Origin of the sequence: Streptococcus sp. HMSC034E12 (assembly GCF_001835915.1) — a bacterium.
Taxonomy (GTDB): Bacteria; Bacillota; Bacilli; order Lactobacillales; family Streptococcaceae; genus Streptococcus; species Streptococcus vaginalis.
In genome coordinates, this window is the sequence record NZ_KV826432.1 from 15,372 (window position 1) to 36,908 (window position 21,537).

At 37.1% G+C, this 21,537-nt stretch carries 24 protein-coding genes and 2 pseudogenes; 13 read left to right on the forward strand and 13 right to left on the reverse strand.

The genetic code is table 11. The annotated features are described in order from the left end of the window. Positions 1–1,018, forward strand: a 1,018-nt coding sequence (locus HMPREF2574_RS10775; protein WP_257374141.1) for a YhgE/Pip family protein, incomplete at its 5' end; no start/stop codon positions are given. 39 nt (positions 1,019–1,057) lie between these two features. Here the strand turns inward: HMPREF2574_RS10775 and HMPREF2574_RS02365 are convergent. Next, positions 1,058–1,831 (reverse strand): Cof-type HAD-IIB family hydrolase, encoded by a 774-nt coding sequence (locus HMPREF2574_RS02365; protein ID WP_024053271.1) that lies wholly within the window; start codon positions 1,829–1,831, stop codon positions 1,058–1,060. A gap of 17 nt (positions 1,832–1,848) precedes the next feature. Beyond that, positions 1,849–2,730 (reverse strand): helix-turn-helix domain-containing protein, encoded by an 882-nt coding sequence (locus HMPREF2574_RS02370; protein WP_083307007.1) that lies wholly within the window; start codon positions 2,728–2,730, stop codon positions 1,849–1,851. Positions 2,731–3,214: 484 nt separating this feature from the next. Between HMPREF2574_RS02370 and HMPREF2574_RS02375 the strand changes: the two are divergent. Then, positions 3,215–3,538: pseudogene (locus HMPREF2574_RS02375) on the forward strand (hypothetical protein); the annotation flags it as partial. Positions 3,539–3,686: 148 nt separating this feature from the next. Here HMPREF2574_RS02375 and HMPREF2574_RS02380 read toward each other — a convergent pair. The 3 genes from HMPREF2574_RS02380 to HMPREF2574_RS02390 are packed head-to-tail and all read right to left on the reverse strand — an operon-like array spanning position 3,687 to position 5,622. After that, positions 3,687–4,304, reverse strand: coding sequence for an HAD family hydrolase (locus tag HMPREF2574_RS02380; protein ID WP_070812161.1), 618 nt, complete (start codon positions 4,302–4,304; stop codon positions 3,687–3,689). A gap of 9 nt (positions 4,305–4,313) precedes the next feature. Continuing rightward, on the reverse strand, positions 4,314–5,309 hold the full coding sequence (locus tag HMPREF2574_RS02385) for a DUF4097 family beta strand repeat-containing protein (RefSeq protein ID WP_070812162.1): 996 nt from the start codon (positions 5,307–5,309) through the stop codon (positions 4,314–4,316). Beyond that, entirely contained in the window at positions 5,296–5,622 is a 327-nt protein-coding gene (locus tag HMPREF2574_RS02390; protein ID WP_003075404.1) for a PadR family transcriptional regulator, read from the reverse strand. The genes HMPREF2574_RS02385 and HMPREF2574_RS02390 overlap by 14 nt, the downstream gene beginning before the upstream one ends. Positions 5,623–5,925: 303 nt before the next feature. Between HMPREF2574_RS02390 and HMPREF2574_RS02395 the strand changes: the two genes are divergently transcribed. The 5 genes from HMPREF2574_RS02395 to dltD are packed head-to-tail and all read left to right on the forward strand — an operon-like array spanning position 5,926 to position 10,374. Next, entirely contained in the window at positions 5,926–6,057 is a 132-nt protein-coding gene (locus HMPREF2574_RS02395) for a teichoic acid D-Ala incorporation-associated protein DltX (protein WP_021002226.1), read from the forward strand. 33 nt (positions 6,058–6,090) lie between these two features. Further along, the gene (dltA, locus tag HMPREF2574_RS02400) at positions 6,091–7,617 is read left to right on the forward strand and encodes a D-alanine--poly(phosphoribitol) ligase subunit DltA (RefSeq protein WP_206151501.1); all 1,527 of its coding nucleotides are present in this window, start codon (positions 6,091–6,093) and stop codon (positions 7,615–7,617) included. Then, positions 7,614–8,858, forward strand: a complete 1,245-nt coding sequence (dltB, locus tag HMPREF2574_RS02405; RefSeq protein WP_024053264.1) for a D-alanyl-lipoteichoic acid biosynthesis protein DltB — start codon at positions 7,614–7,616, stop codon at positions 8,856–8,858. Before dltA ends, dltB begins: the two co-directional genes overlap by 4 nt. A 15-nt stretch (positions 8,859–8,873) precedes the next feature. Then, positions 8,874–9,113 (forward strand): D-alanine--poly(phosphoribitol) ligase subunit DltC, encoded by a 240-nt coding sequence (dltC, locus tag HMPREF2574_RS02410; RefSeq protein ID WP_003026725.1) that lies wholly within the window; start codon positions 8,874–8,876, stop codon positions 9,111–9,113. After that, on the forward strand, positions 9,106–10,374 hold the full coding sequence (dltD, locus tag HMPREF2574_RS02415) for a D-alanyl-lipoteichoic acid biosynthesis protein DltD (RefSeq protein WP_070812163.1): 1,269 nt from the start codon (positions 9,106–9,108) through the stop codon (positions 10,372–10,374). Before dltC ends, dltD begins: the two co-directional genes overlap by 8 nt. Positions 10,375–10,502: 128 nt before the next feature. Here dltD and HMPREF2574_RS02420 read toward each other — a convergent pair whose 3' ends face one another. After that, a complete protein-coding gene (locus tag HMPREF2574_RS02420; protein ID WP_024053262.1) occupies positions 10,503–11,327 on the reverse strand; it encodes a Cof-type HAD-IIB family hydrolase in 825 nt (274 codons plus the stop codon). Between the two features lie 252 nt (positions 11,328–11,579). Here HMPREF2574_RS02420 and HMPREF2574_RS02425 point away from each other — a divergent pair, with 252 nt between their 5' ends. After that, the gene (locus HMPREF2574_RS02425; RefSeq protein WP_024053261.1) at positions 11,580–12,164 is read left to right on the forward strand and encodes a DNA-3-methyladenine glycosylase; all 585 of its coding nucleotides are present in this window, start codon (positions 11,580–11,582) and stop codon (positions 12,162–12,164) included. Positions 12,165–12,230: 66 nt separating this feature from the next. Here the strand turns inward: HMPREF2574_RS02425 and HMPREF2574_RS02430 are convergent, their stop codons facing one another. The 3 genes from HMPREF2574_RS02430 to HMPREF2574_RS02435 form a co-directional block, all read right to left on the reverse strand. Further along, entirely contained in the window at positions 12,231–13,166 is a 936-nt protein-coding gene (locus tag HMPREF2574_RS02430) for an MFS transporter (RefSeq protein WP_306806737.1), read from the reverse strand. After that, positions 13,066–13,404 carry an MFS transporter gene (locus HMPREF2574_RS10780; protein WP_257374145.1) on the reverse strand — a complete coding sequence of 113 codons (339 nt, stop codon included), beginning with the start codon at positions 13,402–13,404 and terminating at the stop codon, positions 13,066–13,068. The genes HMPREF2574_RS02430 and HMPREF2574_RS10780 overlap by 101 nt, the downstream gene beginning before the upstream one ends. A 65-nt stretch (positions 13,405–13,469) precedes the next feature. Next, positions 13,470–13,991, reverse strand: a complete 522-nt coding sequence (locus tag HMPREF2574_RS02435) for a TetR/AcrR family transcriptional regulator (RefSeq protein WP_037593732.1) — start codon at positions 13,989–13,991, stop codon at positions 13,470–13,472. A 170-nt stretch (positions 13,992–14,161) separates the two neighbouring features. Here HMPREF2574_RS02435 and HMPREF2574_RS02440 point away from each other — a divergent pair, with 170 nt between their 5' ends. Then, complete coding sequence (locus HMPREF2574_RS02440) at positions 14,162–15,025, forward strand: cation diffusion facilitator family transporter (protein ID WP_049508792.1); 864 nt, start codon at positions 14,162–14,164, stop codon at positions 15,023–15,025. A 189-nt stretch (positions 15,026–15,214) separates the two neighbouring features. Next, positions 15,215–15,514: a tyrosine-type recombinase/integrase gene (locus HMPREF2574_RS02445; RefSeq protein ID WP_042754219.1), complete on the forward strand. Its 300-nt coding sequence runs from the start codon at positions 15,215–15,217 to the stop codon at positions 15,512–15,514. A 390-nt stretch (positions 15,515–15,904) separates the two neighbouring features. Here the strand turns inward: HMPREF2574_RS02445 and HMPREF2574_RS10785 are convergent. The 3 genes and pseudogenes from HMPREF2574_RS10785 to HMPREF2574_RS02470 form a co-directional block, all read right to left on the reverse strand. Continuing rightward, positions 15,905–17,116, reverse strand: a pseudogene (locus tag HMPREF2574_RS10785) (helix-turn-helix domain-containing protein); the annotation flags it as partial. Positions 17,117–17,166: 50 nt separating this feature from the next. Further along, positions 17,167–17,505: a Cd(II)/Zn(II)-sensing metalloregulatory transcriptional regulator CadX gene (gene cadX / locus HMPREF2574_RS02465; RefSeq protein WP_070242139.1), complete on the reverse strand. Its 339-nt coding sequence runs from the start codon at positions 17,503–17,505 to the stop codon at positions 17,167–17,169. An 11-nt stretch (positions 17,506–17,516) separates the two neighbouring features. After that, on the reverse strand, positions 17,517–18,131 hold the full coding sequence (locus HMPREF2574_RS02470) for a CadD family cadmium resistance transporter (protein ID WP_002911684.1): 615 nt from the start codon (positions 18,129–18,131) through the stop codon (positions 17,517–17,519). 28 nt (positions 18,132–18,159) lie between these two features. On the opposite strand from HMPREF2574_RS02470, the gene HMPREF2574_RS10790 reads away from it, so the two are divergent. Continuing rightward, entirely contained in the window at positions 18,160–18,345 is a 186-nt protein-coding gene (locus HMPREF2574_RS10790; protein WP_002892741.1) for a hypothetical protein, read from the forward strand. Positions 18,346–18,551: 206 nt separating this feature from the next. Here HMPREF2574_RS10790 and HMPREF2574_RS02475 read toward each other — a convergent pair whose 3' ends face one another. Further along, entirely contained in the window at positions 18,552–19,004 is a 453-nt protein-coding gene (locus HMPREF2574_RS02475; RefSeq protein ID WP_000108044.1) for a helix-turn-helix domain-containing protein, read from the reverse strand. A gap of 250 nt (positions 19,005–19,254) precedes the next feature. Here HMPREF2574_RS02475 and HMPREF2574_RS02480 point away from each other — a divergent pair, with 250 nt between their 5' ends. Together HMPREF2574_RS02480 and HMPREF2574_RS02485 are read left to right on the forward strand one after the other, a co-directional pair. After that, a complete protein-coding gene (locus HMPREF2574_RS02480) occupies positions 19,255–19,665 on the forward strand; it encodes a hypothetical protein (protein ID WP_000157870.1) in 411 nt (136 codons plus the stop codon). A 430-nt stretch (positions 19,666–20,095) separates the two neighbouring features. Then, positions 20,096–21,424, forward strand: a complete 1,329-nt coding sequence (locus HMPREF2574_RS02485; RefSeq protein WP_000746010.1) for a Rep family protein — start codon at positions 20,096–20,098, stop codon at positions 21,422–21,424. Positions 21,425–21,537 lie beyond the last annotated feature (113 nt).

Below are 21,537 nucleotides of genomic sequence, written 5' to 3' on the forward strand. Positions count from 1 at the left end.
GGCTGGTAAGAATAGTCAATTGACATCTGGTATGGCGAAAATCAGTTCAGGTTCTAAGACCTTGACTGGTAAGAATAGTCAATTGACATCTGGTATGGCAAAAATCAATTCCGGAGCTAATCAATTGGCGGATAATAATGGTCAAATTGATGCCGGCTTGGCAAAATTAGCAGACGGAGCTAGTCAATTAGTGAACAATTCTGCTACACTCGTGTCAGGGGCAGACAAACTGTCTGATGGTGCTGGTAAAATAGCAGATGGTTCTACGAAGCTGGCAGACGGCAGCTCAACTATCACGTCTAATCTGGGGACACTTGTGTCGGGTGCGGACAGCTTGACAGCAGGTTTGACAGATGCCAAAAATCAATTATCTATGGTGACAACCAATAAAGCCAATGCTAAAGCTCTCGCAAATCCATTGACAACGAAGAAAATAGATAAAGACCATGTTGGTAAAAATGGTATCGGGATGGCACCATACATGATTTCTGTGGCACTCTTTGTAGCAGCTATTTCAACCAATATCATCTTTAGCACGTTACCTTCTGGTAAGAAGCCAAAGACACGTATGGAATGGTTGAAAGCACGTATTCAAGTCAACGGCATGATTTCTCTCTTAGCAGGTTTATTGGTGTACGGTGCGGTACATATGATTGGCTTAACCGCCAACCACGAATGGGCAACGCTTGGTATCATTCTTTTGACCAGCATGTGCTTCATGGCGGTGGTGACGGCTCTGGTAACGTGGGACACTAAGCTTGGTGCTTTCACTTCTTTGATTTTGTTATTGTTGCAACTAGCCTCTAGTGCAGGGACTTACCCACTTCCGTTGACGGATAAGATTTTCCAAGATGTCAATCCTTGGTTGCCGATGAGCTATTCTGTTTCGGCTTTGCGTCAAACGATTTCGATGACGGGGCAAGTCGGCGGACAGGTTGCCTTCATGACAATCGTTCTGCTGCTCTTTGTTGGTCTTGGTTTCTTGGTTTACAATCCAAATAAAAAAGAATTAGTTTAATCAAAAAGCTCTTGTATCTTGAATACAGGAGCTTCTTTTTTAAATTAAACCAAAGTGAGCAAGGGCGTGTGGAATGCCATTTTCATCATTAGAGTGTGTGATGAAAGTGGCTGCTTCTTTGACGGTTGCTTGGCTATTGCCCATTGCAATGGGATAATCTACTGTTTCAAACATGGTCAGGTCATTGAGTCCGTCTCCGAATGCGTAAGTCGGTGCTTTATCTGCCAGCAAGGTCAGCAGGTGCTGAATCCCAGAGCCTTTGTTACAGCCGTGTGGCGTGATGTCTATCGAGTAGGGGCTGTTACGGAAAAAGTGCAGTTCAGGGACTTCTGTTTGGTACTGGGTGTCTTTTTCGGGCTCTTCACTAAAAATGAGCAACATCTGACAAGGCTGGTTTTGATAAATGGTTGGCCCGACTTGGGGCAGGTCTTGATGAAAATATCGGAAATTCTGCTGAACGGTCGGGCTGAGCGCCGTCACACGCATTTCTCCTTGCGAATAAAAACCGAGGTCATGCTCATTTTCCTTTGCCAGTTGCAGGAGCTTGAGAATGCTGTTTTGTGCAATTCGTCCTTCAAACAGGAATTGCTTTTCATGGAGGATTTCCATGCCATTTAGCAAGATAGCGGAATGAATCCCAGCGTCTTTCAGAACCGTCCCCATTTCTCCGCGCCCGCGCCCCGTACAGATAATAGGCAGAAAGCCGTTGGCTCGTAGTTGAGCAATGGCTGTTTTGTTGTCTGCTGGGACTTGTCCTTGGCTATCAACCAAGGTGCCGTCAATATCAAAAAATACAAATCCGTTGTAAGTCATTTGCTTCTCTGTCTCATTTAAGGTGCTGAAGTTCCACGTGAAACATGAGAGAAAGGGGAAGTACGATGCTGTTTGACTTCTTCTTTCAAGTTTTCGAGCAAGGTCGTTTCTTCTGTCAGCTCAAGCAACTGGAGACCTTTCTGGATAAGGTCGTCGTCTCTTTGGCAAATACCCAGACGAACCTGAGCAAAGCCGAGCTTGTCGTATCGTTTTGTTTGCCTGGCGAGCGGTAAGATCATCTCGGTGATACGCTGGCAATCGTCAAGGCAATTGTTGTAAAGGTAGATGGTCGAAAGGTTGGCTAAAATGGAGAATTGTGTACTGTGAATTTCTTTGTAATGCTTATACTTGTTGAGACTGGCTAAGATTTTTTCCGTTATATTTTGAATGGTTTCTAGTGGGAAGAAGTAAAGAATAACACTTAGTAAATTTAGGTCACTTTCATAAAAAGTATCTCGTTTTTCTAAATCTGTCCATAACTGTTGGGCTAAAACTTGTGCTTGACTACTGATTTTATTTTTTCTAATTTCAATTAGTATATTTGCCATACGCAAAATATTGCTAATGGGAATATCATGATGAGCTTTCAAGTAGGCTTCACACTGTTTGGTTAAATCCAGTAATTGTTCTGTTTCAACGACAGATAAATAATTTTTAAATTGCAAGATAATCTTCATTCTGTGATTTGAATGATAATAATCACAAATATATTCAAATTCCCCAAAGCTCATGTCAATCTGGTGGAGCAGAAATTCCATGGTTTCATAGCTGGGAACGGATTGGTTGCTTTCAAACTTGGAAAGATTGGAGCGAGAAATCCAATCTCCGCAAATCTCTTGCTGGGTGATTCCCTTTGCTTTTCGAATCGTCTTGTAAACTGTTCCAATATCCCAACGCATAGGCGACTCCTTGTGTTAAATATGAAATGTGAAAATAGTGGGCATTTTGTGAATGCCTTTTCATCATATTATATCATATAGATGAAAGGAGAAAAAGTGATGAAGAAAAATACCTTTTCTGCTTCTGCCGTCCATTAAGGACTGTGTGTTCAAACTGTTTTGAAAGTGGTTAATCCTCTTTTTCAGAAAATTTCCTATAATTTCCCATTCATGTTATACTAAATGAGATGATTTTTCTGGATTTCGTTGGCTGATGAGGTGAGGCGAGACAATTTTACTTCGTCCGCCCGGCGGACAGCATGAATCAAAAGTAGTTTATCTCGTCCGCCGGGCGGACGGAGTAAACCAAAAGTAAGGGAAACTTTCTGCCGGGCGGACGAAGCAAACAAAAAGTAGTTGAGGTCATCCGCCGCGCTGACGGAAAAAGGAGAAGTCATTGAAACAGTCGCTTTAAGTGACAAGTAAAAAAGGAAAGAAGGAATTTATGAAGCAAGAAAAGCTCATTGGACTTAAGATTAGTAATCTCCGTCATGCGGAATTCACGCAGTTTATCACTCGTTTTTTAGACGATGTGGAGAAAGAAGCGCTCGACTTTAAAAATGAGGATGGCATTACCGCTCTCGTCAAGAAGATAAAAGCAGCCTTGCCTGCTTATCAAGCCTCTCTCGGTCAGATTCGGGCGAGTGAAAAGTCAGCTTCGATTAGTGCGGCTGACGAATTGCGCGACGCTGATTTGCAAGCTCTTCGCGATGCGCTGAAACCTTATCGGGCAGCCAAGCGGGAAGAGGAAAAGTCGGCTTTTTTTTCATGTTTAGTAACCTCACTTTTTCCTTTTTCAACCTAAATGTATCACAAAAATAAGAAAAAACAAGTCTATTTTAAAGGAAAATTTATGATATAATAAAGTTGATAACGTTAAAAAAACTAGAGCGAAACAACTCTAGTTTTTTGCATGCTCAGCCTAAAATCTCTAGAATCTCTGTCAAATTATCAATAGTCCAATCTGGTGTTTCTGCTGGATTCGTTATGTGGTTCAAGTGGCTAAATCCCTGTCGGATCCAAATGGTTTGCATTCCAAGTTGTTTAGCCGGAAGAATATCATTGTCCAAACGGTCGCCAATCATCACAGCGTGTTCAGCCAAACAGTTCGCTTGTTGGAAAGCTAACTCAAAAATAGCGAAATCGGGTTTTGTCAAGCCAACATCGGCAGAGGAAATCACCAGATCAATCCAAGAATCAATACCAAATCTTCTCAATCTTGCTTGCAAGTTCGGTAACTGGTTGGCAATAATCCCAATCTTGTAGTGTTGGTGGAGAGTTTTCAGCACTTGCTTGCAGTCAGGATACAGCACCTCTAAATCAGACCTCCAAGACGGACGCTTCAGACCATAATATTTCAGAGCTTCTACATCGCCTTTTTTATTTTCCATAAAATAGTGGATCATAGTTTGATAAAATGCTGCATAAGAAATATTAGTATCCGCAATAGCCTGTTTAATCCGATCTTGATAGGCTTTTTCTTCATTTACCAAAGTTGAGCCAACATCAAAGAATAACCAATCAATCTGTTTCATGCTAAACCTCTAATAAAGATTGATGTCTCCGCTGACAGCTTGGATAGCAAGAGAATCTGTAGAAGTTGATACTTTATGACGGATTGTGTTGCCAACAATTTGGTGGCTTGGCTGGAGCTGCTCAGAAATAGAAATATCTCCATGTACCGTTTCAATATCATAGCTAAAATCATGGTGCAACAAATGAAGCGTAACATCTCCGCTTGTTGTTTGAATAGAGGTTTTACCAGCAATTTCTAAAGAATGCGTGTCGAGATCACCTGATACAAGAGTAATTTTACAATCTGTTAATTTGGCATGTGCCAGATGGATATCGCCACTGATAAGGGTAACATCGGTTTGTTGCAAATGGCAATGCCGCATAGTCAGATCGCCACTTGAAAGCTCAATCGTTCCTTTTTGTGTTTGAAGATGAGATACAGCTACATCACCAGAAGTTGCTTGAAGTGAGAATGATTGAAGAATCTTGCCATTCGGGATTTGAATGCAGATGGGATGATTATCAAAACCGTTTTTCATGACATTAATAATCCAGTCCAAACCACTATAATGCGTGTTGCCTTTTTCTGTAATGTGCCACTTCTCGTTTTGAACAGTAGAAATGATTTGATTGTTGCCTTTTCCATTATAGTATTTGATGTGGAAAAAATCATCAGGTGAAGGCTCAATCAGAATATCTTGCGTGGTGACATCAATATGCAATTCAGAGATTGTTGCATAGTCTTCAAAGATATAAGCATTGTCGGTATATGATTGGTGATTGTGTGCAGATGACTGGTGTTGAGGACGAGTTGACGTTTCTTCTGCTTGATTTGCTGAAAGTGAGCGAATAATCTCTTCGGCTGCGTCTTTGGGATCTCCCAACTCCTCAATGACTTGTGCTTCATTTTCAGATCCGGCTTCTTCGAAGTATTCCGTAAAATAATCCATTGCTTCTTTATAATCTGCTTCTGGCAATGTTTTCAAGGATTTCTCTAATGCGGCTAAATAATCAGTTCTTGTCATGACGAACGCTCCCTTCTATAATACCGTTGACTGTCGCTGTATACACTTTCCACTCCTCCTTAAGGGTACTTAGTTGCTCCCGTCCATTTGGAGTAAGAGAGTAATATTTTCGTTTTCGGCCTTGATATTCTTGAGAATAAGTTGTTAAGTAACGATTCTTTTCTAACTTTTTTAAAATAGGATATAAGGTTGATTCCTTGATATTGGCAATCAATTTAATCGTTTGGCTAATCTCATAGCCATAGGAATCTTCACTTTCCAAAATCGCTAGAATGAGAAATTCAATCAAGGTAGAAGATGTTGGAAAATACATGAGCCACCTCCTATGTATAATATTTTTATATATAATTTTTCTATACATAGTATAGCGCTTTTCACTTTCAAATTCAAGAAAATATATAAAATTTTTATATATTTTTAAAAGGTAAGTCTAAAACTATTTTCTTTTCTAGTTTTTTGAGACAGCACATCTGTGATTTCCCTAGGTTTGTTGTAAATAAACCTTAATTCTAGCTTAATTCCTCAATTAAAGAATGTTTTGTATTGAAAAATAGCGTTAGAAAATGGTAAAATATATTAAGTCTTATCTAGAAGTAAGACAAAAGTGATGAATATGATGAAAAAACATAAAATAATTTTTAAATTTCTTGGACAGACGCTGCTTTATTTTGTGATATTTCTAGCGTTGCTTTATTTCTTTAATTATCTTGGCCAAGGCCAAGGTGGTTTTATCTATAATGAATTTTAGGAGCAGACTGTGACCAATTCAGTAATTAACGACATGATTGAAACGATTGAGTATTTTGCTCAGTCTCAACCAGATTTTCCAGTTTACAATGTTCTAGGAGAAGTTCATACTTATCATGATTTGAAAGTGGACTCGGATTCGCTCGCTGCAAAGATTGACAGCCTTGCGCTTCCTGAAAAGTCACCAGTGGTGGTGTTTGGTGGGCAAGAATACGACATGCTGGCAACCTTTGTAGCTTTGACGAAGTCAGGGCATGCTTATATTCCGATTGATAGTCATTCAGCTCTGGAGCGCGTGACAGCGATTGTGGAAGTGGCACAGCCTAGTCTCATCATTGCAATCAATGACTTTCCGCTGAAAGATGTGAACATACCAATTCTTGACTTGGCAGCAGTTCAAACTGCTTTTGCAGCCAAACATCCTTACGAAATTACACACCCTGTTAAAGGTGATGATAATTACTATATCATTTTCACTTCGGGAACGACTGGAAAGCCAAAGGGTGTGCAAATCTCGCACGATAATTTGCTTAGCTTTACCAACTGGATGATTACAGATAAGGAATTTGCGACTCCAGCTCGTCCGCAAATGTTGGCGCAGCCACCTTATTCTTTTGACTTATCGGTTATGTACTGGGCGCCAACCTTGGCACTTGGAGGAACACTTTTTGCAGTTCTGTCTGCCATTACGCAAGATTTCAAGCAGCTGTTTGAGACTATTTTGAACTTGCCAATCGCTATTTGGACATCAACACCGTCTTTTGCAGATATGGCGATGCTGTCTGAGGATTTCAATGCTGAAAAAATGCCAGGCATTACGCATTTCTACTTTGACGGAGAAGAATTGACGGTTAAAACAGCTCAAAAATTGCGTGATCGTTTTCCAAATGCACGTATTATTAATGCTTACGGTCCGACAGAAGCAACTGTGGCTCTATCTGCTGTTGCTATAACGGATGACATGCTGACAAATATGAAACGCTTGCCGATTGGCTATACCAAAGCGGATTCTCCAACTTTTGTGATTGATGAAGACGGAAACAAACTGCCGAATGGTGAGCAAGGAGAAATCATTATATCTGGACCAGCTGTATCAAAAGGCTATATGAACAACCCAGAGAAAACAGCCGAAGCATTTTTTGAGTTTGAAGGGTTACCAGCCTATCATACAGGCGATGTTGGTACTATGACAGATGAAGGTTTACTGCTTTATGGCGGTCGTATGGATTTCCAAATCAAGTTCAACGGTTTTCGTATTGAATTAGAAGATGTTTCCCAAAACCTGAACAAGTCTCAATATGTGGACTCAGCTGTGGCTGTACCGCGTTACAATAAAGATCATAAAGTACAAAACCTTCTAGCCTATGTCATCCTGAAGGACGGGGTTAAGGAACAATTTGAGCGTGAGATTGACATCACCAAAGCTATCAAAGAAGATTTGCAAGATATTATGATGTCTTATATGATGCCTTCCAAATTCCTTTATCGGGATTCCTTGCCATTGACACCAAATGGTAAGATTGATATTAAAGGTTTGATTAGCGAGGTCAACAACCGATGATGGATTTCATAAGACAGCTTCCTCACTTGGAACCGTACGGGGATCCGCAGTATTTTGTTTATATCATTTTAGCCGTTTTGCCAATCTTTGTTGGTTTATTCTTCAAAAAAAGATTTCCCATTTATGAAGCTCTGGTCAGCTTTGCTTTCATCATATTTATGTTAATTGGACCTAAATTAACACAAATCTATGCTCTACTGTTTTATGTTCTTTGGCAAATACTTTGGGTTTGGACTTATAAAATTTATCGAAAAACGGGAGATAGCAAATGGATTTTCTATTTGCACATTGCTTTGTCTATCCTACCGCTTTTCTTTGTAAAGGTAACGCCAGCTATTTATGGTCATCAATCACTCTTGGGCTTTTTAGGAATTTCCTACTTAACTTTCCGTTCAGTAGGAATGATGATTGAGCTGCGGGATGGTGTTCTAAAAGACTTTAACTTATGGGAATTTCTACGTTTCATGCTCTTTATGCCAACTTTTTCAAGTGGGCCGATTGATCGTTTTAAGCGGTTCAATCAAGATTATGAAAATATCCCTGAGCGTGATGAACTGCTAGATATGTTGGAGCAATCCGTTCAATACATAATGCTTGGTTTCTTATACAAGTTTATTCTTGCACATATTTTAGGCTCAATGATTTTGCCTCCTCTCAAGCAATATGCAGTGCAAATGGGTGGTATCTTCAACCTGCCAACTCTAGGAGTGATGTATGTATTTGGATTGGATTTATTTTTTGACTTTGCGGGTTATTCCATGTTTGCCCTCGCTATTTCTAATCTAATGGGAATTAAAAGTCCGATTAACTTTAACAAACCATTTATCTCTCATGATTTGAAAGAGTTTTGGAATCGTTGGCATATGAGCCTGTCATTCTGGTTTCGTGATTTTGTATTTATGCGGCTAGTCACAGTACTTATCCGAAACAAAGTTTTTAAAAATCGGAATACCACTTCAAGTGTCGCTTATATCATCAATATGTTGGTCATGGGCTTTTGGCACGGAGTCACTTGGTATTATATTGCTTATGGACTTTTTCATGGTCTAGGACTCGTTATCAATGACGCTTGGGTGCGGAAGAAAAAGACCATCAATAAAGAGCGGAAAAAGAAGAATTTGCCACCATTACCAGATAACAAATGGACACAAGCAGTAGGGATGTTTATCACCTTTAATGTTGTAATGTTTTCATTCTTAATCTTCTCAGGATTTTTGAATGACTTATGGTTTAAAAAATAAAAAAGGAGTTCTCTAATGGACGTAAAAGCAGAAGTATTAGAAATTATTGATGATTTATTTATGGAAGATGTATCAGACATGATGGACGAAGATTTGTTTGATGCAGGAGTTCTGGACAGTATGGGAACGGTTGAATTGATTGTTGAATTAGAAAACCGTTTTGACATTCATGTTCCCGTCTCAGAATTTGGTCGTGATGATTGGAATACTGCTAATAAAATTATTGAAGGCGTAACGGAGCTTCGTAATGCTTAAACGATTGTGGCTCATTTTAGGCCCAGTTTTCTGCGCCCTTTTGATGGTGGTGGCTTTACTATTTTTCTACCCAACCAAGCAACAACATGATTACCAAGCTGAAAAGCGCTCGGCTGTTTCTTTGACGGCGGGAAGTTTCAAGGGAAGAACGCAAAAAGTACGTGCTTTGACAGATAAGAAGCACCGCTTTGTTCCTTACTTTGGTTCAAGTGAATGGCTGCGCTTTGACAGCATGCATCCTGCGGTTTTGTCAGAAAAATATAAGCGTAATTATCGTCCGTATTTTTTAGGACAACGAGGAGCCGCATCTCTTACGCAATATTTTGGCATGCAGCAAATGCTTCCGCAGTTAAAAAATAAGCCAGCTGTCTATGTTGTCTCTCCTCAATGGTTTACTAAAAAAGGCTACAGTCCAGCAGCATTTCAACAATATTTTAATAGTGATCAATTGACTAGTTTCTTGCGCCAGCAAGAAGGAGACATTGATGCTCAATATGCGGCGAAGCGTCTCTTACAACTGTATCCGACAGTGGCTATGAAAGACAATGTAAAAAAAATAGCTAATCATCAGAAACTGTCAAACTTTGACAAACAGTACATCCGTCTTATCAGCCGTTTAAATAAACGTGAGGATGCCCTTTTCAGTTCTCTTTTTACCGAACGTAATGAGAATTATGAAAAATTGGTACAGCCTCAAATTAAGCGTTTGCCAGATAAATTTTCTTATCAGGATTTGGAAGAATTTGCGACAAAAGATGCTCAAAGAAACACGACTAATAATGATTTAGGAATTGATAATAAATTTTATAAGCATCGCTTGCGGAAACGTATTAAAAAGTTTAAAGGAAAGCAAGCAAAGTTTTCTTATACCAAATCTCCCGAGTATAACGATTTACAACTTGTTTTGAAGCAATTTGCCAAGTCAAAAACGAATCCAATCTTTGTTATTCCCCCTGTCAATGCAAAATGGATGGCCTATACTGGTTTGAGTCAAGAAAAGTATCAACAAGCGGTGAAGAAAATTCGTTATCAGTTGGAAAGTCAAGGTTTTACCAATATCGCGGACTTTTCAAACGATGGTGGGAAGCCCTACTTTATGCAAGACACCATTCACATGGGCTGGCTTGGCTGGTTGGCGTTTGATAAGGCTGTCAATCCTTTTATTTCCAATCCCAATCCTGCTCCGACTTACCAGATGAATGATCGATTCTTCAGCAAAGAATGGGCAAATTATGACGGAGCAATTGAGAATTTTAAATAAGAAAAAGAAAACACGAACACAAATTAACTAGTTGGTTGCTAGTTTGCTTGTCCGTGTTTTTTTATATGGGGAACTAGAGAATTTTATGAATCTGTCAGCTTTTCTATTGTATTTTGGAAAGATAGCTGTTAATCTAAAACATATTGCTCTATTGCTTGAGCGACACCATGATTATTATTGGTGTGGGTAACGGCTGCAGCTTGCTCTTTGACTGCTTTAGGAGCATTTCCCATAGCCACTCCTAATCCGGCTAATTTCAGCATGGGGAGGTCGTTGAAATTATCACCAATTGCCATGACTTGCTGGAGAGGAATTTGGTAAAAATGAGCAATCTCTTGAAGAGCATTTTCCTTAGAAACCTGTTTAGCTGTAACTTCTAGATAATTCTCTTTGGAAAGATAAAAGGCTGTTTTAGGAAAATTTGTGTTTTGCAGAGAGTCGTGAAGATTTTGGATGGTGATTGCTTCACCTATCAGAAGAAGTTTGTGAATAGAAGTCCGCCCTTCTACAACAGAAACTAGAGATTGAAGGATAGGATTTTCACCGGTAATATCTGCTTCTTCCTGAACCCATTTGTCAATCTGTTCAGCAAACCAATCCTTTCCTGAATAGAGATTAATAGCTACAGCTGGAAACTTCTCTTGGACGAGCTCTAGCAAATACTGAACTTCTTTTTTATCCAAACCGTGTTCCATTAAAACATCATAATTCTGGGAATTTCCTTTGATGACAAGAGCGCCATTGTAGCAGGCCAATGGATTGTCAATGAGACCAAGTTGCTGTGCGATTGGTTCCATGCCAAGTGGTGAACGCGCAGATGCCAACACAAAAGGGATTCCTTTTTCCTGCAAAAGAGGAAGCTGTGTTTTTAGCTGATAATCAACTTGGTGTTGGTCATTTAAAATGGTACCGTCAATATCGCTTATGACAAGGCGGATAGGTCGTTTGTTCATAAAATTTCTTCCTTATAAGCATGATATCATTGTGGGGTGATAATCAGAATGTTCATTTTTCTTCTTTGTTATTATTTTAACACAAAAAAGAATTTTTGAAAGCGGTTTAGCTGTTTTCTATTAAGACAAATTTAAGCAAAACAAGGTATATTATAACTAATCCTAAAAAACTTTTTTCATCATAATCTCCTAAACAAAAAAGCAGTCTTTCTCGATTGCTTTTTTGTATGGAATTCATGTTATAATGAAATTATGTTATCAAAAGAATTTAAACATATCATGCAGACAGATACAGTCGCAACGGCTAAGTCTTTGTTAGGTATGCAATTGTGCTTAGACGGACAAGTGTTGGGACGAATTGTTGAGACAGAAGCCTATTTGGGAGCTAAAGATAGTGCTTGTCATAGTGCGTGTGGCAGACGAACACCAAAAAACGAGTCTATGTACTTATCTGCTGGACACTGGTATGTCTATCAAATCTACGGGCATCAAATGCTGAATTTAGTCACAAGGGCTGAGAATGTCGCAGAAGCCGTCTTGATTCGAGCCTTGGAATTACCAGACGGGACATTGCTTGCCAACGGCCCAGGAAAATTAACCAAATTTGCAAGGATTAGCAAGGAATTTGATGGTCAAGATTTGACCACTTCAAGGTTGCAATTAGTAGAAAATGCTGTCCCGCTTCAAATTGGCTCGCGCTCTCGAATTGGCGTGACCTGCACAGATGAATGGCGAGCTGTGCCTCTGGGCTTTTATGTTATGGGCAATCGGCACGTTTCTAAAATTTCGAAGGTAGGTTTATTGCCAGATGTTAAGACATGGAAAATAGATAATTAAAAAAACAGAGTGGAGAAAAGAACCCAACAACTGAAAAAGGTTCACTCTCCATTCTGTTTTTGATTTTTATAAAATTTTATCAGATTTTTCTACATAAAAGAGAGCAATAATCATAATGATTGTAAGAATGAGCAAGACACATACAGCAGGTAGCCAAGAATGGAAGAAATCGGCACTATAACCAAATAGAGCTGGTCCAAAAGCAGCTAGTAAATAACCACCTGTTTGTGCTAAGCCAGATAGCTGAGCAGTTTGTTCAGGGCTACTCGTTTTTGTTGAAAAAGTAACCATAAGATATGGGAAAAGAGCACTCGCAGCTGACCCAATGAAAATATTTGCAATGAGCCAATAAAAGAAATCATTCGTTTGGATTAAGAGCATGCTAATACCAAGGACACCCGCAGCAGAGATAATTGCTAACATTATCATACGATGACGAGGAGACAGCCGTGTTGTCAAGCTAGGAATGGTCATTGAAAATGGCAGACTAATCAGATTAAAAACAGAAGCTAAAAATCCAGCAGAAGCATTTGAAATGCCAGCTTGTATGGCCATCGTCGGCAACCATGTTAGGCAAGTGTAAAAGAGTAGTGATTGCAGACCACCAAAAATAATAATAGCCCAGACTTTTTTATTTTTCCAAATAGTGTTGCCTTGACTTGATTTGTCTTTGCTGACTAAGTAGTGATTGTAGGAAGTATTTGGCAACCAAACTAAAAATGCTAAAAGACAAACCATTGTCAAAAAAAGGACAAGACCTTGCCATGAAGTTGCTTTTGTTATCGGCACTGCAATAGAAGAAGCAATAGCGGTTGATAGCCCCATAGAGGTTACATACATGGTTGTCAAGAGTCCAATCCGATGCGGTTGATTGGCTTGGATGACACTTGGAAGTAAAACATTAAGTACTGCCTGCAATGGAAACTCCAATGAGAATCGTCCCCACATCAAGAAGTGGTAGATTAAAAATCCGAATGAAGGATCCAATGGTAAGCAGAGCAAGGATGAGAGTAAAAAGCCGTTCGAGCCCAATTTTGCTCGCTAAACGCGCCGAAAATGAAGAGCAGAGAGCAAACATGATTAAGGGCAGACTGGTCAAAAGACCGAGGGAATTAACTGAAACATGAAGCCTGTTGGCAATGTCTGTTAAGACAGTTGGAAGCGTTGTAAAGGGCGTCCGCAAAGCGACACCCATCATGATAATTCCTGGTAATAAAAAGATAGAATGTTGTTTTTTCATAAATTCTCCTAGAAGGGTTCTTAAAAAAATTATACCATAGCGATAACCAAAATTATAGCCCTATATTAGTGCATTAGCTCAAGATAGTAGGCTGTAATAGTGGCTTCATCGATTTTATTTCGTTGTCCCAACCACCAAGTAACCGTTTCGATAAAAGTTGTCGTGACATAATTTTTTAAAAATGGTTCTGGTAAATTAGATTTTTGTGTCAATAGCTTTTCGCGAATGAGAGGAAAGAGATAGTGTTCTAGCTCTAATTTTAAACGATTGATAAAATAAATATTTTTTGACAATAATAAAGTGGCTATTTTATCTTGGTTTTTCCTGAAATGGTAAAAAATATGAGCTGTTGCGTCAAAAAGTTCGCTTGCTTGGTAGCGCTCAACAAACGTATGCTGGAACAAATCTTGGCACATTTCTTCAAGTAGTGCCTCTTTTGTCTCAAAATGAGCATAGAAAGTCGACCGACCGACATCTGCAAGGTCAATGATTTCTTGAACTGTGAGGGACTCATAGCTTTTTTGATTCAAAAGAGTGAGAAAAGCCTGATAAATGGCTGTGCGTGATTTTTTAACTCGTCTATCCATCATTTCCGAACAAATCTCCTTAAATGTACACTATCAAACGAAGCATTAGATTTGTTTCTTGTTTCCTCCGTTAAAATAGTAGATAATATAATTGAACAAAGTGTTTTGTTTTGAATACATTATACAATAAATAAAATCAAATCTCAATGTTCGATTAGAAGGAGACAATAATGAAATCAAGCAAAAATGTCTGGATTGCATTTCTATTAAACTTTTCTTTTGCAGTTATTGAATTTATCTTTGGAGTTCTTTTTAATTCTAGTGCTGTGTTAGCAGATGCGGTGCATGATACGGGTGATGCCCTAGCGATTGGTTTATCAGCATTTTTTGAAAAAATTTCCAATAGACGAGGTGATAGAAACTATACATTAGGCTATAAACGGTATAGTTTGCTGGGAGCTATGTTGACTTCTACCATTTTAATAGTGGGTTCTATTCTCATTCTGGTTGAAAATGTACCCAAATTGTTTGCGCCTGAACGGGTAAATTACGACGGTATGCTTATCTTGGGAATTTTTGCAATTGTAATCAACTTTGCAGCCAGCAGGGTGGTTAGTCATGGACGGACGCACAATGAATCCATTCTGAGTCTGCATTTCTTAGAAGATATTTTAGGCTGGTTGGCTGTGATCTTTGTATCCTTCATTCTTCGTTTTACAAACTGGTATTTCCTTGACCCATTGCTTTCACTCATCATTTCAACCTTTATCTTGAGTAAAGCACTACCAAAGTTTTGGGAAAATGTTCAAATCTTTCTTGATCACGTACCGAGCGATGTAAATCTGAATGACCTTTATGTAGAAATTCAAACAATCGAGAATATCCAAACAGTCACTCAGCTAAATGTTTGGACAACCGATGGACTAGAAAAATTTGCGATGATTCATATTTGCATGAAACATCCCGAACAACAAGCAGAAACTCAGCAGCTCATTCGCCAACATCTCAAAATGTATGGAATTACAAAAGTAACCATTCAGACAGACGAAAGTTTAGATGAGCACGAAGAATGCTGTATTGGTGAGCAACAGTGAGGGGCAAAAAGTTTAAGACAGATGTTTTAAACTCTTTATTTCTATGTTTTCTTTTTAATGATTGTTGAAAATTCTACTTTCATAAAATGGTTGATTATTTTACTTATAAATTAAAATATGGAAACTAGTATCACGTATATTAAATGTAAGAATCAGTAAGGTAGCCCATTGTATCATACAGAAACTTCAATGTTCTTAAGAGGTAGGACTAGTCAGTCAGCAAAATATAATAAGAAAAGTGGAAAACCCTATAAGGATATTGACGACCTAGTCGATTTTGGTAGACCTATTCACATAGTTCCCCACATGTTTCGACATAGTTTTGTTTCAGTCATGGCTGATAAGAATGTAAGCCTAAATGTTATCCGAGAATTTGTGGGACATTCAGAAGATAGTAGAGAGATAGAAAAAATCTACCTTTATGTCATGCAAAAAGGGAAACATAAGATTGAACAAGCTATGATAGATTTGGCTGAAATGATTTCTTGATGATTATAAATATTTGATATTTAGTTTGAGATATAAGAAAAAACCTTTGAAAGATTGATTTCATAGGCTTTAAATATCATTTGCGATTTCTATAAATGAGTATTCCAATAGACAAAGAGATAGTAATCAAAGCACTTATCGATAATATTTTTATATTATTAGTAAAAATATCTACAACTTGAAGAACAGAGACCAAACTAACGATGAAAAGCATAATTTCCATAATCCTATCCTTTTGTAACTCATTAAATTGATTTCGCTCCTTTAACAAATTGAATTCTTCTTGCTTATTTTTTTCTATATATTCATCATGCTTAAAGTAAGAATTCTTTTGTAAATGAGTAAATAAGTCAAAAATAGCTCGATGATTGATTCGATAGATAAAAAGAGAACTAAATCAATAAGGTCGATTTCGCTTAGTCCTTGAGCTGCAGCTTCTTCAATTCTTTTCTTATCCTCTAGTGAAAATCTTGTTGGCTCTAATTGAATAGTGTGCCTTTCTTGAATTGGTCTTGTTGCATAAGGGTTGGAACCCAACTGATAATTTCATCAAAAGTTCTTTCCTCAGTCCTTTCTATATCATTGGATTGATAAATATTAATGCCTAGATTTGCCAACTCTTCTTTAGAATATTTTTGATATAACTCTGTGATATCCTTACCTTGACTGAGTAATTTCATATAGTCCTCAGATATCTGTTTGAATTTCACTCCATCTATTTGTTGACCACCAGTCATACTAAACGAAGAGGTTGTTCTTCCTTTTTGAGAAATAACTAACGGGACGGATGTAAGGTAAGATTTTGGACTATTCTCTTTATACATTCTTTCTAATATATCATTTACCATAAATCCGATATTAAATAAGGGATTTTCTTTGAGTTTTTTTATTAGATTAGGGATAATTTCTGTCGAAACATTATCATACCACCATTTATTGATGAGAGGGTCAATGTTTTCTTGCCTAAATGTTGAGGGTATGTCATTTCCGCCTAATTCAAATAGGATACCACAGACATTAACTTCAAATGATTTAATTAAATTATCCCCTAACATCAACTAAAGAATATCAAATATTTCTTCAAAATCAATGACAGTCAATTCATTGATGGTACGGGTTCTAAAACTTCTAGCGGGGTTATAACTTTTTCCACCGACCATACGTTAATGTCATCTTTCTTGTGAAAAGTATCCATTTCAGTTTCAGTAGAAATCATAAATCTTTTTCTTTGAATATTGAAATTTGCAAATGTCTTGGCAATACTTAGACAACTTGATTGGATTGAAATTAAATCATCACTCATGAAAGAATATAGTTTTTCATCTACAGCCTCTAAATCTCTATATAAAATAGAACTGAAAAAATAATGAAACAGATTCTCAATAAACTCATCTAACTCTCCAAAAACGATATACGTATAGCTCGAAGCGGTTAGAGCATTTAAATAAACTAACATCGAACTCGTAATTGGTCGCTTACCACTTTCAACTTGACTAACTTGACCTGCATTGCCTAGTTCGCTTTGTGTAATATTGTATTTTTTCTTAAATTTTTGATACGAGTAGGTATTTCTTGTGAATAATTTTCTTCAAAAAATTTCATATATAATCCCCCTATAATCATGGAAAAGTAGAAAGTAGTAAAAATAGTTGTTATCCTAGTTGATTAAAAAAATCTCTGATTTCCTCATCTTTTATAAAATAATATATAATTTTCCCCTCTCTTCTAGTGTCCAAGATGTTTTGATTGGCTAGTTTACGAAGATGGTGGGAGGCAGATGCCATACTGAGATTTAATAAACAGGCTATATCGCAGACACAGAGTTCTTCGACGGCAAGGAGATAAAAGATGATATTTATCTGTTTATTATCGGTAAATTTTGATAAAATGCGAAGTGATTTTTGGACTTTTTCCTTTTCAAGGTAGTTCGTTGCGGTTGTAACATTTTGTTGATTTATAACATCCACTTGACAGATACTATCTTTATTCATAATTTTTTCTCCTAGCCTAACACAGCCCATAGCATGTCAAAGCTGTTGTTTTCAATCAGGATATACATCCCCAATCCTAAATAGACAACGGCAATAAACCATCTGCTATATTTTTCCAAAGTTTCTCCAACAGAAGGGACTTGTGCTAATTTTTGGGCAGAAAAAACCAAGAGATAAATCATGACTAGAAAAGTAAGTAAAGTCACTATCAAATTCGCTAAATTTAAGGTGGTAAAATATGGGACAAAGACACCAATATTGTCAGCGCCACAACTTGCAAAAGTAATCATAGCGACTAGAAAAATCAGGTTTTTATTGTCTTTTCGCAAACCATCTTTTGCAATAGCTTCTCCATCAGAATCTCCTAAAAGCAAAACTTTGAGGCCTAGGAAAATTGGAATCAAACCGAGTAAACCTAAAATCTCTTTACTAGGAATATAATTTAAGACAAATGCAAAAAGCAAACTTAGGAATATTAGACTAACAGAGCCTAGAAATTGCCCTAAATAGATGTTAATGATGTCCTTTCTGCTTTTTCTTTTGGCAAAAAATAACATTAGGATAATAAGTAAGTCTACGGCTGTCCCAGAATACAGGATTATTGAAGTAACAATATTTTGAATCATAAAACACCTCATTCAAATATATTTTTGAATGTATTCTAACATTAAACTTTGTAGATGTCAACTTAAAATCCACCAAAATATAGATAAGAAGTTAGTGTACCAAATATTAAAAAGCCCTGCCATCGAAATGATAGCAGGGCTTAACTTCAATATCCAGATGATATATTTATCTAAAAAAGGTAGAGTAAAAGGTAGAGTTTTTATTGATTTGTAGTGCGATATAATGAGTTTCAAAAAATCAAAAATCGCTTAAAATCAATATTTTGACGTCTATTGACGTGTACTGAAACCCTTACTTAACCTCTGTAATATACATCTATTGCTTTAACAAAAACGCTATATTTTATTAAGTTTTGATAAGTTTTAAGTTACTAAAAATAGGGTTATTCTGTTTCTGTTGTTTCCGAATTGTTGCCGAAACTAGAATTCATCAATAAAGGCACTTTTTGTATCTTCTATGATTTCTTTTAGTAATTTTATTTGCTGTTTGTTTAAATGATATTTCTCAGTTATTTCTTGTAATAATTGTGTACTTCTTGTGCCGTGTCGCATATATTCTAGAACAATAGCTTGTTTTAAATTTGGATATTGCTCTAATGGTATATTTTCTATTTGAGAGAAGTCAAAACTAGTGATTGGAAGAGGTACGGTGTCAATGCTTAAAATACTTCGACCTAATAAGTTATCTGTTGTTGTTTCAAGATATTTGGCTAATAATAATAGTTTTTCAAAATTTGGTTCACGTTTTCCGTTTTCCCAATTTGTAAAAGTGTTCTGTTTGACTCCAACTTTTTCACCTAGTTCTGATTGTGTGAACCCTTTTTTTAATCGAAGTTCCTTAAGCCGTTGAGGAAATATGCTTGATGTACTCATTAAATCAATCCTTTCAAAACAAATCTCATAAAGACGTGTTTTACAGTTGACAAACACTTCAAAATGAGATAATATAAAATATATCACAAAGTGACGTATATAGTATATCATATTTTGTGGAATTTTTTCAAGGAGGACATAGCTATGATTGTATAAAAAAGTCTTTGAGAAGCAGAACTTTTCAAAGACTTACCAAAAATAACTATCTAAATTATATAACAATTTTTAAGAAAGATAAAGGTAAAAACTAATGGCAAGTAACAAAATGAAATTAACAAGCGAACTCTCACTTAAAGAAATGGCTCTTGATAGTTCTCAATTCTATATTCCTAAAAAGGTAAAAGTTGACTTTACACAAGTTCGCCCACGTAATAAATATAAAGACGGTAAGGCAACTGATGTAGTTGAAAGCTATATGCTTAATGGTATTGATGAACGTACAGCAGGCGCAGTAGAACAAGGTTTGATTGATATGGAAGACATCAAGACAATCACGATTGAAGTATTAGGTAGCTTTGATGAGATTGAGGGAGCTATGGCAGCAGCTCAATTCACTTTTGTAGAGTTACTAGATACTCGTGTCATGGCTCAATGGGTTGACGGTCGCAATCCAGGTTACAAGGGCTTGAAATTAGTTGCTAGTGGCTTGAAATTGCTGTGACAACTTAAAATACGGAAAAAAGCAGGGTTAGGTGTAGGGTTAGGTCGGGAAAGGCGTAGCCCCCGACCGTGTAACCCGTCTACACCGCTCAACCCGAATTTTTCCGTATTTTAAGCGGAAGAATATTCATGATTTTTTGCTCAAGAGTTTTATAGGATAGTATAGCAACATAGACACAAAATCTATGCGCGGGCGCCATTCTGGACTTGACGATAGAATGGTGCAAAACAAGGAAAAGCCTTGATTTGAAAGCATTTCTCCGTGGGACATCGGAACGGTCCAGCGTATGCGTTAGGAAAGAAAAAGAGTGAAAAATCATGTTGCTTTACTTGTTGCCATACTTGTTGCTATTCTCCAAAAAGTTGAGTATAGCAACAAAAAAAGTGAAATATTATACAAAATAAATGTATTTCTATAAAAGAGGTGTTTTATGAAAAAACGAATTATCAATAAACGTTTTTTGTTTGAACAACAATTAAAACCAAAATTTTGGGATTGGTCTGTTCAAGATAAACAATTATTAGATGATTGGGAAACCAATAAAGATAAAATTTTTAGATTGATTTTTGACCGAGTTAGAACTTTGGTTGAAGAAGATGAGTTTGTGGAATTTGCAATAGTTGTTCATGATAGAGATATTTCCTATGGGGCTAAACTAGTAGAACCGCATGTGCATGGGTATATTGATTTTCCAAAGAAATTCGACTTATCAAAGGTTGCTTCTGTCCTAGGTGTAGAACGTGAACGCATTGAAACTCCAAAATCAAAAGGCGGTCGAGCGTATACACGTATCAATGCTTTAGCTTACCTTATTCATGCCAAAGATAAAGATAAATATCAGTATCCTGCTAGTGATGTGGAAACATTTGATACGCTTGATTATGAAGCCTTTATCAATCAGAATAAAGAAGATTTGGAGAAGTATGCAGCCAAAAAAAAACGTGAGAAATCAGATGAAAGTCTAGATTTGGTATTATCTAAAGTATATAAGGGGGAACTGACTTATTTTGATATTATGAAAGACAATAATTTGTATTATCTTATGGCAAACAATCGTCAGAAATTCCTTGAAGGATTTGATATTTTTGGCGAGCGTGAAAGCGTGCTAAGACTAGAAGCCTTGCAAAATGGGGAGTATGATTTGACTGTCCTATATATTCAAGGTAAGCCCGGGATTGGCAAGTCTACACTTGCTAGAGATATTGCTTTAGAGGTGCAAGGAGCACTTGAAAATGTAGGTTTAAGAGGTGGCTCATATTCTGCAAGCTCAAAAAATCCTTTTGACAACTATTCAGGAGAAGAAATCCTGATTTTGGACGACTTGCGAGAAGATAGCCTAGCCCCTGCAGATTGGTTGAAGTTATTCGACCCAATCAATTCGGCTAGAATGTCGGCACGCTATCGAAATAAGCTAGTAGTTCCGAGATTGGTTATTATGTCTGCTTATATGTCTCCAAAACAATTTTTCGGACAAATTCAGGAAGAAGATATAAACCAGTATTTAAGACGGGTCAATTATTCTTCTGAAATCGCTAGAAAGCATGGAATGGAAGAAAGATTTTATAGTGTTTCAGAAGTTCGAGAGAATAGAGAAAATGGTCATTATCAACGCCCTGATGGTTCTAGTGTTGTTTTGAACTTTGACTATGAAGATTTGTTTTGTTCGCAAGATAAGGACGATTTTATTCGTAAATTGCTTGAAGATTGTATCTATCCTAGAATATTGCCAAAGAAAGCAAAGGATGTGACAAATGACTAAAAAGATAATCGTAATAACAAAATGTCGAGATTATGGTCAAGAAGAACCTGTAGAAGTTATTGTTAAGTCTAGGGTTTTGAAATATCTCCCTGATATATATGTTTTTTTAAGGG

Coding starts and splice junctions, on each gene's coding strand:
- HMPREF2574_RS02390 (WP_003075404.1), bottom strand. CDS start 5,622: ATGTATTTTCCAACATCTTCTACCTTGATTGAATTTCTCATTCTAGCG.
- HMPREF2574_RS02425 (WP_024053261.1), top strand. CDS start 11,580: ATGTTATCAAAAGAATTTAAACATATCATGCAGACAGATACAGTCGCA.
- HMPREF2574_RS02475 (WP_000108044.1), bottom strand. CDS start 19,004: ATGAGTACATCAAGCATATTTCCTCAACGGCTTAAGGAACTTCGATTA.
- HMPREF2574_RS02365 (WP_024053271.1), bottom strand. CDS start 1,831: ATGACTTACAACGGATTTGTATTTTTTGATATTGACGGCACCTTGGTT.
- HMPREF2574_RS02385 (WP_070812162.1), bottom strand. CDS start 5,309: ATGACAAGAACTGATTATTTAGCCGCATTAGAGAAATCCTTGAAAACA.
- dltC (WP_003026725.1), top strand. CDS start 8,874: ATGGACGTAAAAGCAGAAGTATTAGAAATTATTGATGATTTATTTATG.
- HMPREF2574_RS02480 (WP_000157870.1), top strand. CDS start 19,255: ATGGCAAGTAACAAAATGAAATTAACAAGCGAACTCTCACTTAAAGAA.
- HMPREF2574_RS02420 (WP_024053262.1), bottom strand. CDS start 11,327: ATGAACAAACGACCTATCCGCCTTGTCATAAGCGATATTGACGGTACC.
- HMPREF2574_RS02440 (WP_049508792.1), top strand. CDS start 14,162: ATGAAATCAAGCAAAAATGTCTGGATTGCATTTCTATTAAACTTTTCT.
- HMPREF2574_RS02470 (WP_002911684.1), bottom strand. CDS start 18,131: ATGATTCAAAATATTGTTACTTCAATAATCCTGTATTCTGGGACAGCC.
- HMPREF2574_RS02445 (WP_042754219.1), top strand. CDS start 15,215: ATGTTCTTAAGAGGTAGGACTAGTCAGTCAGCAAAATATAATAAGAAA.
- HMPREF2574_RS10780 (WP_257374145.1), bottom strand. CDS start 13,404: ATGAAAAAACAACATTCTATCTTTTTATTACCAGGAATTATCATGATG.
- HMPREF2574_RS02435 (WP_037593732.1), bottom strand. CDS start 13,991: ATGGATAGACGAGTTAAAAAATCACGCACAGCCATTTATCAGGCTTTT.
- cadX (WP_070242139.1), bottom strand. CDS start 17,505: ATGAATAAAGATAGTATCTGTCAAGTGGATGTTATAAATCAACAAAAT.
- dltD (WP_070812163.1), top strand. CDS start 9,106: ATGCTTAAACGATTGTGGCTCATTTTAGGCCCAGTTTTCTGCGCCCTT.
- HMPREF2574_RS02395 (WP_021002226.1), top strand. CDS start 5,926: ATGAAAAAACATAAAATAATTTTTAAATTTCTTGGACAGACGCTGCTT.
- dltA (WP_206151501.1), top strand. CDS start 6,091: ATGATTGAAACGATTGAGTATTTTGCTCAGTCTCAACCAGATTTTCCA.
- HMPREF2574_RS02380 (WP_070812161.1), bottom strand. CDS start 4,304: ATGAAACAGATTGATTGGTTATTCTTTGATGTTGGCTCAACTTTGGTA.
- HMPREF2574_RS02485 (WP_000746010.1), top strand. CDS start 20,096: ATGAAAAAACGAATTATCAATAAACGTTTTTTGTTTGAACAACAATTA.
- dltB (WP_024053264.1), top strand. CDS start 7,614: ATGATGGATTTCATAAGACAGCTTCCTCACTTGGAACCGTACGGGGAT.
- HMPREF2574_RS02370 (WP_083307007.1), bottom strand. CDS start 2,730: ATGCGTTGGGATATTGGAACAGTTTACAAGACGATTCGAAAAGCAAAG.
- HMPREF2574_RS10790 (WP_002892741.1), top strand. CDS start 18,160: ATGTATTCTAACATTAAACTTTGTAGATGTCAACTTAAAATCCACCAA.